Raw genomic sequence first — 15,533 nt, 5'->3', positions numbered from 1 at the left:
CTATTTCGAATCCGACGTGTACTCGTATTCGTAGTAACCGTAATCCTGATAGCCACTGGCACGGCGGAAGATCGAGTTCAGGATCACCCCTTTAACCTGAATGCCGTTTTGCTCAAACCGACTCAGGCTGGTTTCCACCTCTTTCAGCGTATTGACCGCATAACGCGCCACCATCAGCGTGGTGCCGACATGGCGGCCAACAATTGCCGCATCGGTCACCGCCAGTATTGGCGGGGTATCTATCAGGACCAGGTCATAGTGCTCGCTGGCCCACGTAATCAGTTCGCCAAAGCGTTCACTCATCAGAAGCTCAGATGGATTAGGGGGTATTTGTCCGCGAGGGATCAGATCAAAATTCGCAATGGAGGTCGGTTTCGCGCTGGAGGAGATATCCCCCTTACCGACGAGGATCTCGGACAGACCGTTGACGTTACTGGTCCCCAGCAGTTCGTGGGTATAGCCTTTGCGCATGTCACAGTCGATCAACAGCACGCGCTTGTGGGTCTGGCTAATGACCGCCGCCAGGTTAGCGCAGACAAATGTTTTACCTATCGACGGGCTGACGCCGGTCAGCATCAACACGTTGTTGCGCGCCTGCATCATGGCGAAGTGCAGACTGGTACGCAGGCTACGGACCGCTTCTATGGCGAGATCCGTTGGATTCCCCACCGCCAGTAACTGGGTTTGTTTGTAACGCTTCACACCTTTAATGGTCTGAACGTTATCGCGCGCTTTTTGCCATTCTGAAAGCGGGATGCTGGCATAGACGCTGATGCCATGCTCTTCCAGCGCCTGCGGGCTTTCAATGCCGCGATTAAACAGGGAACGCAGCAATACGCCCACCACCGAAAGCATCAAACCAAGAATAATGCTACCGAGAATAATCAACGCCTTTTTCGGCTTCAGCACGCCTGGCTGGGCAATCGCGGGATCGACGATGCGTACATCTCCGACCGTACTCGCCTCGGTGATCTTCAGTTCCTGTTGCTTATTTAACAGCTGCATATAGACCTGCTGACCGGACTCCACATCGCGGGTCAGCCGGACAATTTCCTGCTGCGTTTTCGGCATTGCCGTAACACGCCCGTTCAGCTTGCTTTTCTCATCTTCCAGCGCCTGGCGTTTTTCCAGCAATGTGCGATACGCCGGGTGCGCTTTGGTGAATAACTTGGAGATTTCCGCTTCTTTAAAGGTCAGTTCGTTGAGCTGCGCATCGATATTTACCATGGAGTCCAGCACCGCTTTAGCTTCCAGCGGTAAATCTACGGAGTCTTTATCCTGACGGAAGGCATTCAGCTTGTTTTCGGCAACGTCCAGCCGGTTACGCACCTCAGGCAACTGTTTTGCCAGAAACGCCAGACTTTTAGCGGCCTCTTCTGACTTACGTTCTACGTTTTGTTGCAGATAGTTGCGGGTAATACTGTCGAGGATCTGGCGGATTTGTTCGCGGTCTTCGCCGGTAAAAGTCAGACTCAATACGCCAGTATCTTTGCCGGTTTCTGTCACCATCAGGTTATTTTGCAGGGTGTTAATCATGCCCAATGTGGAAAATTTGCTGACGGTAAATTGACTCTCAGGGCTGGCATGAATCGCCTCAACCAGCATCGTCACGCCATCGTGATTCAACAATTGCCCAACCTGACCGCGGGCGCTAAATCCCCCATCACTGACTAATTGATAACTTTTATCGTTCAACACGCTTAGCGTAAAAGTCTGTTCCTTCATCGCCTTTGGCAGCGTAAAGGTGGTGACATTAACGGTTTCATTCTGGCGCCCCATCAACCGATCCCAGCCTGCGCCAAAAATCGGAAATGTATCTTTCGTCACCGCGATATCCAGATTGAGATCGTCTACCGTTTTTCCCAGTACCAGCCGTGACTGAATGAGCTGAATTTCCGCTTCCGAAGCCGGCGGTTTATTCGACAACGCCGAGCCAATATCTTGCACCAGGGAATTCCCTGTATTTTGCTCAATTTGCACCAGCGCATCCGCACTGTAGATCGGCGTGGCAAACAGCGTGTAGACCGCCGCACATAACGCAAACGTCGTCGTAATACCAAGCACCCACCAGCGAGCTTCCACCACCGTTCCTACCAGACGGCCAATATCGATTTCATCATTGCCCGTAACCGGCGCGGCAGACTGTTTTACTTTTTCTGTCATTGTTTTCCCTGCTCCGCGTTCAATGCCTGAGCCCACTGGCGGGCAGACCGTTCAAGTAATGCGTACACCGCGTCAAACGCATCCCGACTTTTACGGTATGGGTCGGGAATTTCACGTTCGCTGTCCCAGTGACCAAAAAGCATCACTTTGCCGCGCATCTCCGGCACCATTTCGCACAGGGCTGAAATATGGCGTTTTTCCATGGTCAGGATCAGGTCGTATTCCCGGCACATGCGTCCTGAGATCTGGCGGGCACAATGATTTTCCAGTGACAGGTTGTGCGCCTGCGCGACGCTGATAGCACAGGGATCCGCACCTTTACCCACCAGCGCCCCGAGACCTGCAGAAGAGACCGTCAACGCCGGATGAAACTTCCTTAACAAGCGTTCTGCCGTCGGGGAACGGCAAATGTTCCCCACACAGACAACCAATATTTTGTTAAACATGACGATTACCAGTTGTGAAGGTCGCTGGCCGTGTCCGTCATATAGCGAACACCGCTAATGGTCGGCAGCAACTGATTGATCAAACGGTTCCAGCGGGCAACCGGCGCGGTCGTGACATACACCACATCGTAAGGCTGGAGTCGGAATGACGTCGCCATCACCAGCGAAGTCGCATCGGACATATCAAGCTGATAGATATTGGCGATCTTGCCGTTGTGCCCGCTTTCGCCTTTCAACGGACGAATAACGAAAATGCCGCTGGCGTTGGAGGTGGTCAGATCGATACCTTCCGCATTGCCAAGCGCTTCAGTGAGCGTCATACCGCTGAAGTCCATTTTGAGGGTGCTCTGCTTCTTCACTTCCCCCATCACGAAGACTTTCAGATCGTCATTACGCGGAACAAACAGAATGTCGCCAGGATAGAGCAGACGGTTCTGGCTCAGGTCGCCATTTTGCATCAGCGCTTGCAGTGAAATTCGTTGCTCCTGACCTTTGTGAGTCAGTACAACATTGCGCCAGTCAGCCGCCTCGGTGAGACCGCCTGCGGCGTTAATGGCATCAAGAATGGTAAGCGGTACGTTGGTGATGGCCTGCTGGCCAGATTTATTCACCTGCCCGGAGACATAAGCCTTCTGCGAGCGGAAAGCGGCGATATTAACGTCCACCTGCGGGTCAGCAATGTATTTCGCTAAGCGCCCGGTAATATCACTACGAATTTCTGCCAACGTTTTTCCCACCACGCTGACTTTGCCAATGTAGGGGTAAAACATGGTGCCATCAGGCTGCACCCAGTTGCCGGTATCGCTTGAGCTACGATACTGCCCGGCCGGGGTCGTGAGTTCAGGATGATCCCAGACGGTCACATTCAGGACATCGCCTGGACCGACCCGATACTGATATCCTGCAATCTCCTGCTCCAGCGACATGTTAGGCTGCGCAACATTCGGACGAGGACGTAATTGCTCGACCAGTCGCGGGGTCAGTGGATAAACATTCACCATCCGGTTGATATCAAAATCAGCGTCCTGCTGTTTAATCACATCTTTGCCCATCGTAGACATATTGCTGCCCGGAAGCACGGTACAACCGTTTATCAAGATTACCGATACCAGGACTGGTATCAATTTAAGTTTGGAGTTCATCATTGATTATTTATCACTTTGGCAGAGTAATTATCACGTGCGTTCTAAATAGCGGCTTCGCCTGTACACATTTACCTTGCCGTTAATTGAAAAGGAATTTAACTGGCATCAGTCCTAAAAATAATGGATTCATCTGCGGTCTCTTGACAGAATAATTTAGGCTTGTTTTCAGGTGACCAGACACGCTACCGCCCCTGGCTTCATTAGCTACCAATGCACTGATTAATTTAAATTTTTATCTTCTCCTTTATTTTCATCATATTCAGAACAGCAACGCATCGGGAATAACGCCACCGGTTAATGAGGAAATATTATCTTTTGATTATTACCGCAAGAATTGTTGCAGCTAAGTGAATAGCAGGCAAGATAACAAGCCTCCGTTCACTTGCTTTTAAGATTAATATTAAGCGTGGAATTTATATGTTTTTAGGATTTTATCGATATTGACAGCATGACTAAATAAATACGCCACCTGCGATATTTCCTAAATATAATTGGCTAAAGAAGTTTATTTCCTGTAGTTACATTACGGCTATTATCCCGCTGGCATCCTGAAATAACCGCCAGAGAAATCCCTTTCCGGCATTGCATTTTCCGCCAGTTTTACCCATGATCGAATTGTGACAATTGTCATACAACTATGGGTATAGCATTTACTATGGAATGGATTGCCGATCCGTCAATCTGGGCCGGACTCGTCACGCTAATCGTGATCGAACTTGTTCTTGGCATTGATAATCTTGTTTTTATTGCCATCCTCGCGGAGAAACTCCCTCCTGCCCAGCGGGATAAGGCGCGTATTACCGGGCTCCTGCTGGCGATGGTCATGCGACTGCTGCTACTGGCATCAATATCCTGGCTGGTGACGCTGACTACGCCACTGTTCAGCATTCGTGGCCTCAGTTTCAGTGCACGCGATCTGATTATGCTGTTTGGCGGTTTCTTCCTGTTGTTTAAAGCCACAATGGAGCTAAACGAACGGCTGGAAGGCAAAGACAGCGACAATCCCACCCAGCGTAAAGGCGCTAAGTTCTGGGGAGTGGTCGCGCAAATTGTGGTGCTTGACGCCATCTTCTCTCTGGATTCCGTCATTACCGCCGTCGGGATGGTCGATCACCTGGCGGTGATGATGGCGGCGGTGATTATCGCCATCAGCCTGATGATGCTCGCCAGTAAGTCGTTGACGCGCTTTGTCAACAGCCACCCAACCATCGTTATTCTGTGCCTGAGCTTCCTGCTGATGATTGGTTTCAGCCTGGTCGCCGAAGGGTTCGGTTTCCATATCCCGAAAGGTTACCTGTACGCCGCTATCGGCTTCTCGGTTATGATCGAAGCCTTGAACCAGCTGGCAATCTTTAACCGTCGTCGCTTCCTGTCAGCCAACCATACCTTGCGCCAGCGCACTGCCGAGGCGGTGATGAGGCTGCTGAGCGGTCAAAAAGAAGATGCCGAACTGGATGCCGAAACCGCTGCTATGCTGGCGGATCACCAGGAGGGTCAGATTTTTGCGCCCCAGGAACGGCGGATGATTGAGCGCGTACTGAATCTTAATCAGCGTACCGTTAGCAGCATCATGACCTCACGCCACGATATTGAACACGTCGATCTCAACGCACCCGAAGCAGAAATTCGCGCTTTACTGGAAAAAAATCAGCATACGCGCCTGGTTGTTACCGGGGAAGACGAGGAGGAAGAGCTGCTGGGCGTAGTGCATGTCATCGATCTGCTGCAGCAGTCCCTGCGTGGCGAGGCGCTCGACTTACGCGTCCTGATTCGTCAGCCGCTGGTGTTCCCGGAAACCCTGCCGCTGCTTCCGGCGCTGGAGCAGTTCCGTAATGCCCGCACGCACTTCGCTTTTATTGCAGATGAATTTGGTTCTGTCGAAGGGATCGTAACGCTCAGTGACGTAATGGAAACCATCGCCGGTAATCTGCCAAATGAGGTAGAGGAGATTGATGCCCGCCATGATATCCAGAAAAATGCCGATGGTTCGTGGACAGCTAACGGTCACATGCCGCTGGAAGATCTGGTGCAGTACGTCCCTATTCCGTTAGATGAAAAACGTGAATATCACACCATTGCCGGGCTTTTGATGGAATATTTACAGCGTATTCCAAAAACCGGAGAGGAGGTTCAGGTTGGCGACTACCGACTAAAAACTCTGCAGGTGGAAAACCATCGCGTGCAAAAAGTCCAGTTGATACCGCTACACGGTGAAGAAGATATGGATTACGAGGTGTAAATCACCCGCCGGATGGCGCATTAGCTGCCATCCGGCAATGTGAATCAGAGTTTATCCAGCAACTTTTTAACATCTTTACCGTTGCGGGAGTCTTTATTGCGATCGGCCCAATCGTTCAGACGACGTTTCGCTTCATCCTGCAGATGCTTGCGCAGCAACTGATCGACCTGCAAGTTATAGTTCAGCGCCTGCCACTGGCCATAGACCCTGAGAGGAACCGGCGTGGCTTTCAGGAACTTAATCAGCTTGCTTTCGCCATCCCAACCGCCCAGCACGCGAATGTTAAACAGCGTGTCGCAATTCTGCTTCACCAGGTCTAACGTCCCCTTGCCAGTCAGCGCAAGCATCGCCGACTCACCGGCCATGTTATCCAGCGTAACCTCGCCGTTATCCAGCGTCATATCGGTGACAAAGCGATCCAGACGGGTGACGTTATCCAGATTTTGCTGTGATTTCACATCACCGCCGCTGCGTTCTACGGCTTGTTGTATCATCTGCTGGAAGTTCATTCCTTCCATTCGCGTATCGCTCATTTCGACATGAGCCTGGCCTTGCCAACTATGGCGAAACGCCTGGGCGTCAATATCTGAGCCGGAAAAATCTCCCGCCAGTGACAGCTTGCCGGTCAGCGCGATGGGGTAATTGAAGGCTTTGAGGATAGCGCCAATTTCTACGCCTTCCAGCCGCGGATGAAAGACTGCGCGCGGCGCATCTTTTCTGGCGTCCAACGTACCGGGAAGCGAAACACGTCCACCGTTACTTTTGCCTTCCATCTGTGCGATATTCATTAAGCCGAACTGGTTATTTATTTTCGCCGAGACATTCTCAAACGCCATTTTACGCCACAATACTTTGTCAGCCTGTAACGTGATGTCTGCCGAAAATCCCTTGAGTCCCTGGTAAGAGACGGCATCAACCTGCGAAGCAATGACGGGGCGCGCCAGCGTCGACTGACTCTGCCCTTGCTGAACCTCACCGTTTGTCGCCGCCACGGCATCGCGTTGCACAATCAGATTGTCCAGATTGAGCTGACCAAATTTCAGGTCGACGAGCCATTCTGGTTTATCTAGCAGCGACACCTGGGCTTGCCCGGCGAGAGAGCTGTCGTTAGCGGTTAAATGAATCTGGCTAAACGCGAGCTGTTTTTTCTCTTCCAGCCACTGCGCCTGAAGCTGTCCCTCACCTTTAATGCCCTGCGACGGAAGATCGGCCCCCTGTAGCTGCCAGCTTAACTGCTCAATATTAGCGGACAAATTATGCGGGTAGTCGGAGGCATCGACGGTGCCGTTAAACGATAGCGCAAGGTCACGCTGATCGCGGTTCACACGCCCGGAGAAATCAAACGTACCGCGGTGCTGGCTATCCTGTTCCATCTCCAGACGAATATCGCGAACCGTTACCTGCTCGTCGTCTTCATGCTGGAATACCAGAACGCTGTCGGCGACGCGCAGACGGGCGATATCAAACGACCATCCTTTGTCTTCCGCCAGATCGGGCAACGTATTGTCTTTGGGGGCAACGGGCGCATCTTGTCCACGCACCGCCTCAGTTTGCGGGGTCAGTTGAATCACAGCCCCCTTGAGCATCACCTGCTTCACACTGAGCTGATGACTCAACAACGGCCACAACGCGACGTCGAGGCGCATATTGTCGGCACGAATCAGGGGTTCGCTGGCACCTTCAGCCGTCAACGCCATGCGCCCCGAAAGGATGCTCAACTGAGGCCATACGTGCCAACGCAGAGGACCATCCAACTGCAGCTGATATCCGCTACGCACAGCAACCTGCTTGACCATATACGCGCGGAAATCATTCGGATTCACCAACAGTACTAACGCAGAAAAACCGGCCACCAGCACGACCAGAAGGATCATCAGCGTTGTCAGAAATCGTCTCATGCTATCCCCAATGGACTGAAAACATTCAGTCTTTATCGATCCGGCTGGCAACGGCGCCCTGCTGATCGCGATACTTTGCATCCTGACGACGATTGTAAGGTCGCGCAGCCGGACCGGAAAGCGGTTCGAAACTCAACGCGCCAATTGGCATGCCAGGGCGCAGGGCCAGCGGTAATTTTCCGGAGTTGTAAAATTCCAGTACGATGCACCCTGACCAGCCCGGATCGATACGGTGTGCGGTAACGTGTACCATCAGTCCCAGACGCGCTAATGAAGAACGTCCATCTAACCAACCGACGAGATCGGAAGGCAACGTCACGGATTCGAACGTCACCGCCAGCGCAAGCTCCCCCGGATGCAGGAAAAATGCCTCGCCGTCCTTAAGGACGATTTCATCGCTCATCACGCGATCCAGCGCAGCGCTGACTTCATCTTTCGGTCCACTCAAATCGATATACGCCGCCGTATGACCGCGGAACGTACGGAATTTGTTACCAAGACGCACATCTACCGTGGCGCCATTGATTCGCTCGACAGGAGGGCGTGGAGTGATCGACAGGCGACCTTCATCCAACCAGGCTTCAATATCTCGGTCACATAAACGCATGGCACTTTCTCCTTTCGTGCTTCAACCCCTTAATGCCAGGCGCGTTAAGGGTGAGCCAGGTTATCACTGAACGGTACACAATTCGCTGAACTTATTCAAAGAACTGACTGATTTTAGCCTTCAGAATATCGATGGCGATGCGGTTTTTACCCCCGCGCGGCACGATGATGTCGGCGTATTGTTTTGAAGGCTCAATAAATTGCAGGAACATTGGACGTACGGTTTTTTGGTATTGCGCCATCACCGAATCCATGGAACGGCCACGCTCGTTCACGTCCCGTTTAATACGGCGCATCAGGCATATATCCAGCGGCGTATCAACAAAAATAGAGAAGTTCATCTCGTCACGCAAACGCGCGTCTGTCAGCAGCAGAATGCCTTCCAGGATGATCACTTTCTTGGGTTCGATATGAATAGTGTCTTGCGTGCGTGTATGCTCAACATAACTGTAAACGGGTAGTTCAATGGCACTTCCGCGTTTAAGCGTCTGCAGATGTTGAAACAGCAGGCTGTGATCCATCGCGTTCGGATGGTCGTAGTTGGTTTTTACACGTTCTTCCATCGACAGATGGCTTTGATCTTTGTAATAGCTGTCTTCGGGAATAACGCCAATATGTTCGTCACCGACTTGTTCACGTAATTCGCGGTAAAGCGTGCTGGCAATAAGACTCTTGCCGGAAGCCGATGCGCCGGCGATGCCGATAATGACGCACTGATGGGACTGATCAGTCATAAATTTAGCGACCTGATTAACCTGGATGTTAAGGAAGGGCGGCGTCGAAACGCCAAACGCGGCAATTATAGGGATTTCAGCGGCGCGATGCCAGTCCAGCCTGCGCCAATGCTTTCCTTGTCGCAAATTAAAATGATCAGTTTTAAAGCAGGTGCTAAATTTATCTATCAGCCTTAGGAATTAATAGCTTGAGAGTGTTAATTTATGCGCAGCTGGCGTATAAATTGTAAATTATTTGTACTAGCATAATCGCAGATTAAACAAGATGTATTCGGCATATCTCCCGGACAACATCGGCTATTTGGGTAGAGTGGTAATGAGTAAACAATCCCAACATGTTTTAGTTACCTTACCTCATCCTCTACTGCGCATGGCCAGTTTAGGTCTGGTGGCTTTTATTTTTACGCTATTCTCGCTGGAACTGTCACGTTTCGGCGCGCAGCTGGCGCCGCTTTGGTTCCCAACGTCAATCATGATGGTGGCTTTTTACCGTCATGCGGGAAAGATGTGGCCGGGAATTGCGCTGGCTTGTTCATTTGGTAATATCGGCGCGTCCTTACTCTTCTTCCCCGGTGAATCGCTTAGCTTCACCTATACGGCTATCAACATTATTGAGGCTGTCGTTGGCGCAATGCTATTGCGTAAACTGCTGCCCTGGTACAACCCCTTACAAAATCTCAACGACTGGGCGCGCCTGGCTTTTGGCAGCGCCGTGGTTCCTCCCGTGTTGGGCGGCTTGCTACTGTGGTTATTGCTGCCAAAGGAAACCTCGTTAAATACCTTTCTTATTTGGGTGCTGTCAGAGTCCATAGGCGCGCTGGCGCTGGTGCCGTTAGGTTTGCTGTTTAAGCCCCATTATCTGCTCCGCCACCGCGACCCACGGTTACTGCTTGAAACCGTCATCACACTTCTGGTGACCTTGACGCTCAGTTGGCTGTCCATGATGTATCTTCCATGGCCTTTTACCTGCGTTATCGTCCTGTTGATGTGGAGCGCTGTTCGTCTGCCGCGAATGGAGGCATTTTTAATTTTCCTCAGCACCGTAATGATGGTCTCGATGATGTTGGCCGCCGACCCTTCGCTGCTCTACATCCCAAAACCCAACTTGACGACCAGCCTGCCTTGGCTGCCGTTTTTGATGATCCTGCTGCCGGCCAATATGATGACGATGGTGATGTACGCGTTTCGGGCCGAACGCAAACATATCTCTGAAAGCGAATCGCGCTTTCGCAATGCCATGGAATATTCCGCGATTGGTATGGCGCTGGTGGGGACCGAGGGGCAATGGCTCCAGGCGAATAAAGCGTTGTGCCAGTTTCTGGGCTACAGCCAGGATGAGCTACGTTCGCTAACCTTCCAGCAATTAACCTGGCCGGAAGATCTGAACAATGATCTCGAACAGTTGGATATGCTGGCGCGCGGGGAAATCAACAGCTACTCCATGGAAAAACGCTATTACACGCGCTCCGGTGATGTCGTCTGGGCCTTGCTGGCCGTTTCATTGGTGCGTAATAGCGACAATACCCCACTCTACTTTATTGCGCAGGTTGAGGATATTAACGATCTGAAGCATACCGAGTGGATTAATAAACGGTTGATGGAGCGCATTACCCTCGCCAATGAAGCCGGGGGAATTGGCATCTGGGAATGGGAGCTGCAGCCTGACGTCATCAGTTGGGATAAGCGCATGTTTGATCTCTATGAAGTCCCTGCGCATATCAAACCCAGTTGGCAAGTCTGGTATGACTGCGTTGTGCCCGAAGATCGTGAACATGCTAAAAATGTCATTCGTGATTCGCTGGCCGCACGGGCCCCCTTTAAGCTCGAGTTTCGTATTGCGGTCAAAGATGGCGTGCGGCACATCCGCTCACTGGCAAACCGGGTACTGAATAAAGATGGCGAAGTTGAACGCTTCCTTGGCATCAATATGGATATGACCGAGGTGAAGCAGCTTAACGAAGCGTTGTATCAGGAAAAAGAACGTCTGCACATTACGCTGGATTCGATTGGCGAAGCAGTGATTTGTATTGATGTCGATATGAACGTGACCTTTATGAATCCGGTCGCAGAGAAGATGAGCGGCTGGCAGCAGGAAAGCGCCATCGGCATTCCGCTGCTGACGGTACTCCGTATTACTTTCGGCGACAACGGACCGCTGATGGAGAATATCTACAGCGCTGACATGTCGCGTACGGCCATCGAGCAGGAAGTCGTCCTGCATTGTCGCAACGGCAACAGTTATGACATTCAGTACAGCATCACCCCCCTCAGCACACTCGATGGCGGCAGCATTGGCTCGGTGCTGGTGATTCAGGATGTCACCGAGTCACGTAAAATGCTGCGCCAGCTTAGCTACAGCGCCTCTCATGACGATCTGACGCAGTTGGCAAACCGGGTCAGCTTCGAAAATCATCTAAAACAGTTACTGCATACGGTTCACGACACGCACCAACGTCATGCATTGGTTTTTATCGATCTCGATCGTTTTAAAGCCGTAAACGATAGCGCTGGTCACGCCGCAGGCGATGCCCTGCTACGCGAACTCTCTTCACTGATGCTCAGCATGCTGCGTTCCAGCGATATGCTGGCGCGCCTTGGCGGTGACGAGTTTGGTCTGTTGCTGCCAGATTGTAATATCGAAAGCGCCCGCTTTATCTCAGGTCGCATCATCAGCGCCATCAACGATTACCACTTTATGTGGGATGGACGCTTGCACCGTATTGGCGCCAGTGCGGGAATTACGCTAATTGATGAAAAAAACCATGTCGCGAGTGACGTCATGTCCCAGGCGGATATAGCCTGTTATGCGGCGAAGAACAGTGGACGTGGGCGAGTCTGCGTTTATGAACCCCAGCAAAGCGAGGCCCATGCGGCGCGAAGCCAACTGTCATTGGATGAACAAAGACACACCATTACGCACAATCCAATGTTAATCATCGCCCGGGGCGTGGCCTCCCCGCGTATACCAGAGACGTTTAGCTTCTGGCTGCTCTCACTACGCTTAGGGACAGCTGAGGGAGAAATTATTGAAGAGCACGCTTTCCGTGCCGGGCTGGTCGATTCTACATTGAATCAGGCGCTTGACCGCCGGGTATTTACCGAGTTCTTCCAGAGTGCAGCCCCGGCCGTCGCCAGTAAGGGACTCAGCATTGCCCTGCCCCTTTCCGCCGCCGGATTGCTGAATACAGAACTTGTTGACGAACTGCTGGGGCAACTGCAAAGAAGTCCGTTACCACCACGACTGCTGCACCTGACCGTTCCGTCTAACGTGATAAAAACAAACCCAACGCAGGCTATATCCACACTACATCGACTGCGACAGTGCGGATGTCGAATTATTTTAAGTCATGTCGGTCGCGATTTAGATCTTTTTGACAACCTGAAGTATCACATGGTTGATTACCTTCTACTCGACAGCGAGCTAAGCGCCAGTGTCCACGGTAACTTGATCGACGAAATGTGGGTGTCCATTATCCAGGGCCATGCTCAGCGTCTGGACATTAAAACCATCGCTGGTCCGGTGCAGTTGCCGCTAATCATGGATGCGCTTTCTGGCATCGGGATTGATATGATTTATGGCGATATCATTGCCGACGCCCAACCGCTGGATCTGCTACTGAATACCAGTAATTTCGCCATCAACTGACGGCTGCCAGCCATCCGTATACCAGATATGTAATAACGCATAGGAGCGCCAGGGCTTCCAGCGCTCTGCATACCGCCGAATCTGGGCGGGCGTCATGCCGGCAAAACGTTGTTTAATGAGATAGTCATCCGGCAGAAAAACATCTTTCGCCTGCCAGCCGCGCAGCGCAAAGTAGTTGGCAGTCCAGCGCCCTATGCCGGGGAAAGTTTGCAGATGTTTGACGCCTTGCTCGATATCGGCAGGCGCTTGTGTCGCAAGCGTTCCATCCAGCGTCGCGCGAGCCAGATAAATTAACGCTTCAGCGCGTTTGAGCGGCATCCCTAACGCTTTCAGGTGTAATGGATCGGCATCAGCGAGCGCTTCAGGGGTGGGAAAACACACATACTCTGGCGCATCCTCCAGCGTGTCCCCATAAGTATGCGCCACTTTCGCCGTCAGTTTCGCCGCCATAGCTACGCTGACTAACTGCCCTAAAATCGCCCGTACTCCTTGTTCAAACGCATCAACACTGCCCGGCAAACGCAGTCCCGGACGCGCTGCCCCAAGGCTTCCCAGCGCGCTGACGATTTGCTGCGGGCAACAGGTAAGATCGAATAAGCGCGTCATTTTAGCCAGACACTCTGCGGCAACCGGCTGTAGCCCCGGACTCAACGTCACGTATAGTTGATGGGTGTGTAGATCCGGTATCACGCGCACCAGACCACGATGATTCCCGACAGTCAGGCTTCTGGCATAACGCAGATCCCCCACGGTTTCTACCCCTTCCACCGCACGGGCGGCCAGGAACCCCAGCATCCAGGGCCAGTCATAAGGCGGTTGCCAACTCAGCGTGAACATTGCGTTTTCCTTTTCAAGCAAACCTACAGCATAAACGGTATTCAAACGATACGCCTTGCTTTCATATTCCAGTTGTCGGGACGTCGACATTTCGTTAAAGTCACGCCCCTTCTTCACTGGCATGGGGATTTTTACGGTGTTTATTGGTTTTGACTACGGTACGGCAAACTGTTCAGTGGCCGTTATGCAAGACGGGCAGCCACACTTGCTCAAAATGGAAAACAACAGCACGCTTCTGCCCTCAATGCTGTGTGCGCCAACGCGCGAAGCGGTCAGCGAATGGCTGTATCGCCATCACGACGTGCCAACCACGGATGACGAAACGCAGGCGCTGCTGCGTCGTGCGATGCGCTATAACCGCGAAGAAGATATTGAGGTGAATGCCAACAGCGTGCAGTTCGGTCTGGCTTCACTGGGTCACTATATTGACGATCCGGAAGAGGTGTACTTCGTTAAATCACCAAAATCCTTTCTCGGTGCCAGCGGTCTGAAACCGCAGCAGGTTGCGCTGTTTGAGGATCTGGTCTGCGCCATGATGCTGCATATTCGTAATCAGGCACAAAGCCAGTTGCCGGAAGCCATCACCCAGGCCGTTATTGGTCGCCCAATCAACTTCCAGGGTTTAGGCGGCGATGACGCCAATGCTCAAGCGCAGGGGATTCTTGAACGTGCGGCAAAACGCGCTGGTTTTCAGGATGTCGTTTTTCAATACGAACCGGTAGCGGCTGGCCTGGATTACGAAGCCACGCTGCAGGAAGAAAAACGCGTATTGGTCGTGGACATTGGCGGGGGTACGACCGACTGTTCATTGTTGCTGATGGGGCCGCAATGGCATCAACGCGCCGATCGCGAAAATAGCCTGCTGGGGCACAGCGGCTGCCGCGTAGGCGGGAACGATCTGGACATTGCGCTGGCATTTAAACACTTGATGCCGCTCCTCGGCATGGGTGGAGAAACGGAAAAAGGCATCGCCTTACCTATTCTGCCCTGGTGGAACGCGGTCGCGATTAACGATGTCCCCGCGCAAAGTGAGTTCTACAGTAGCGCCAACGGACGCTTACTGAACGATCTTGTGCGCGACGCCCGGGAAGCCGATAAAGTCGCCCTGTTGCTCAAAGTCTGGCGCGAGCGTCTGAGCTACCGCCTGGTACGCAGCGCAGAAGAGAGCAAAATCGCACTGTCCGACCAGAACATCGTTACGGCGGCGATACCGTTTATCAGTGAAACGCTGGCCACCGATATCAGCCAACACGGACTGGAAGCCGCGCTCAATCAGCCCCTGGTGCGCATTCTCGAGCAGGTTCAACTGGCGCTGGAAAACGCGCAGGAAAAACCGGACGTGATTTACCTGACCGGCGGCAGCGCGCGTTCGCCGTTGATCAAAAAAGCTCTCGCAGAGCAGCTTCCGGGGATCCCAATTGCCGGTGGCGATGATTTCGGTTCCGTCACCGCCGGACTGGCCCGCTGGGCTGAGGTTGTTTTCCGCTAAGCCGCTCGCATGCTGAAAAGGACGTGTATTGACATCACCTTAGCTGTAGCTTATTTTCAGGAGTGAGGGTTAGGGAAGGTTTCCCCTCCCCCTGGTGTCTTAGTAAGCCGGTAAGCTAATCACTAAGAGTATCACCAGTATGATGACGTACTTCATCATAACCCTTTCCTTATTTTGGCCCCTTCCTCGTGAGGGGCTTTCCCGTTCCAGCGTCCCGCTGAAATCTCTGGCTTACCTCCTTTTTGCCTTGAACGCACTCTAACGCACTATTTCTTGTTCGCCGTTTTCACCGCTTAATGTTGCGTAATACCTCGCAAAGCCGCGTCAGCA

General features: G+C 52.3%; 11 protein-coding genes. 3 read left to right on the top strand and 8 right to left on the bottom strand.

Features of this window, described 5'->3' with window-relative positions:
- From wzc to ICA20_RS09225, 3 genes are read right to left on the bottom strand one after another with little or no spacing between them, the layout of a single operon-like run.
- Positions 1 to 2,163, bottom strand: coding sequence for a tyrosine-protein kinase Wzc (gene wzc, locus ICA20_RS09235; RefSeq protein WP_038641796.1), 2,163 nt, complete (start codon positions 2,161 to 2,163; stop codon positions 1 to 3).
- The gene (gene wzb, locus ICA20_RS09230) at positions 2,160 to 2,609 is read right to left on the bottom strand and encodes a low molecular weight protein-tyrosine-phosphatase Wzb (protein ID WP_038641798.1); all 450 of its coding nucleotides are present in this window, start codon (positions 2,607 to 2,609) and stop codon (positions 2,160 to 2,162) included. Before wzb ends, wzc begins: the two co-directional genes overlap by 4 nt.
- Before the next feature lie 5 nt (positions 2,610 to 2,614).
- Positions 2,615 to 3,754: a polysaccharide export protein gene (locus tag ICA20_RS09225; protein ID WP_038641800.1), complete on the bottom strand. Its 1,140-nt coding sequence runs from the start codon at positions 3,752 to 3,754 to the stop codon at positions 2,615 to 2,617.
- A gap of 655 nt (positions 3,755 to 4,409) precedes the next feature.
- Between ICA20_RS09225 and ICA20_RS09220 the strand changes: the two genes are divergently transcribed.
- Positions 4,410 to 5,993 (top strand): TerC family protein, encoded by a 1,584-nt coding sequence (locus tag ICA20_RS09220; RefSeq protein WP_038641804.1) that lies wholly within the window; start codon positions 4,410 to 4,412, stop codon positions 5,991 to 5,993.
- A 44-nt stretch (positions 5,994 to 6,037) separates the two neighbouring features.
- Here ICA20_RS09220 and asmA read toward each other — a convergent pair whose 3' ends face one another.
- The 3 genes from asmA to udk form a co-directional block, all read right to left on the bottom strand.
- On the bottom strand, positions 6,038 to 7,891 hold the full coding sequence (asmA, locus tag ICA20_RS09215) for an outer membrane assembly protein AsmA (RefSeq protein ID WP_038641805.1): 1,854 nt from the start codon (positions 7,889 to 7,891) through the stop codon (positions 6,038 to 6,040).
- Between the two features lie 25 nt (positions 7,892 to 7,916).
- On the bottom strand, positions 7,917 to 8,498 hold the full coding sequence (gene dcd / locus ICA20_RS09210; RefSeq protein WP_003834269.1) for a dCTP deaminase: 582 nt from the start codon (positions 8,496 to 8,498) through the stop codon (positions 7,917 to 7,919).
- Positions 8,499 to 8,589: 91 nt separating this feature from the next.
- A complete protein-coding gene (gene udk, locus ICA20_RS09205) occupies positions 8,590 to 9,231 on the bottom strand; it encodes a uridine kinase (protein ID WP_003036776.1) in 642 nt (213 codons plus the stop codon).
- A 316-nt stretch (positions 9,232 to 9,547) separates the two neighbouring features.
- On the opposite strand from udk, the gene ICA20_RS09200 reads away from it, so the two are divergent.
- Complete coding sequence (locus ICA20_RS09200; RefSeq protein ID WP_038641812.1) at positions 9,548 to 12,877, top strand: diguanylate cyclase; 3,330 nt, start codon at positions 9,548 to 9,550, stop codon at positions 12,875 to 12,877.
- Here ICA20_RS09200 and alkA read toward each other — a convergent pair.
- Positions 12,845 to 13,714, bottom strand: coding sequence for a DNA-3-methyladenine glycosylase 2 (alkA, locus tag ICA20_RS09195; protein ID WP_038643249.1), 870 nt, complete (start codon positions 13,712 to 13,714; stop codon positions 12,845 to 12,847). The two genes, ICA20_RS09200 and alkA, sit on opposite strands and share 33 nt — an antisense overlap.
- A 136-nt stretch (positions 13,715 to 13,850) precedes the next feature.
- On the opposite strand from alkA, the gene yegD reads away from it, so the two are divergent.
- Entirely contained in the window at positions 13,851 to 15,203 is a 1,353-nt protein-coding gene (gene yegD / locus ICA20_RS09190) for a molecular chaperone (RefSeq protein ID WP_038641815.1), read from the top strand.
- 99 nt (positions 15,204 to 15,302) lie between these two features.
- On the opposite strand, the gene ICA20_RS09185 is transcribed toward yegD, so the two are convergent.
- Positions 15,303 to 15,362: a type I toxin-antitoxin system Ibs family toxin gene (locus ICA20_RS09185; RefSeq protein WP_106672390.1), complete on the bottom strand. Its 60-nt coding sequence runs from the start codon at positions 15,360 to 15,362 to the stop codon at positions 15,303 to 15,305.
- Positions 15,363 to 15,533: the final 171 nt, after the last annotated feature.

The sequence above is a fragment of the Citrobacter sp. C5_2 genome (genome assembly GCF_014596845.2).
GTDB lineage: Bacteria > Pseudomonadota > Gammaproteobacteria > Enterobacterales > Enterobacteriaceae > Citrobacter > Citrobacter werkmanii.
The sequence above is the reverse complement of the archived record's forward strand: the minus strand, read 5'-3'. Positions and strand labels throughout refer to the sequence as shown.

Coding starts and splice junctions, on each gene's coding strand:
- ICA20_RS09225 (WP_038641800.1), bottom strand. CDS start 3,754: ATGATGAACTCCAAACTTAAATTGATACCAGTCCTGGTATCGGTAATC.
- ICA20_RS09220 (WP_038641804.1), top strand. CDS start 4,410: ATGGAATGGATTGCCGATCCGTCAATCTGGGCCGGACTCGTCACGCTA.
- wzb (WP_038641798.1), bottom strand. CDS start 2,609: ATGTTTAACAAAATATTGGTTGTCTGTGTGGGGAACATTTGCCGTTCC.
- alkA (WP_038643249.1), bottom strand. CDS start 13,714: ATGTTCACGCTGAGTTGGCAACCGCCTTATGACTGGCCCTGGATGCTG.
- udk (WP_003036776.1), bottom strand. CDS start 9,231: ATGACTGATCAGTCCCATCAGTGCGTCATTATCGGCATCGCCGGCGCA.
- asmA (WP_038641805.1), bottom strand. CDS start 7,891: ATGAGACGATTTCTGACAACGCTGATGATCCTTCTGGTCGTGCTGGTG.
- ICA20_RS09200 (WP_038641812.1), top strand. CDS start 9,548: ATGAGTAAACAATCCCAACATGTTTTAGTTACCTTACCTCATCCTCTA.
- wzc (WP_038641796.1), bottom strand. CDS start 2,163: ATGACAGAAAAAGTAAAACAGTCTGCCGCGCCGGTTACGGGCAATGAT.
- dcd (WP_003834269.1), bottom strand. CDS start 8,498: ATGCGTTTATGTGACCGAGATATTGAAGCCTGGTTGGATGAAGGTCGC.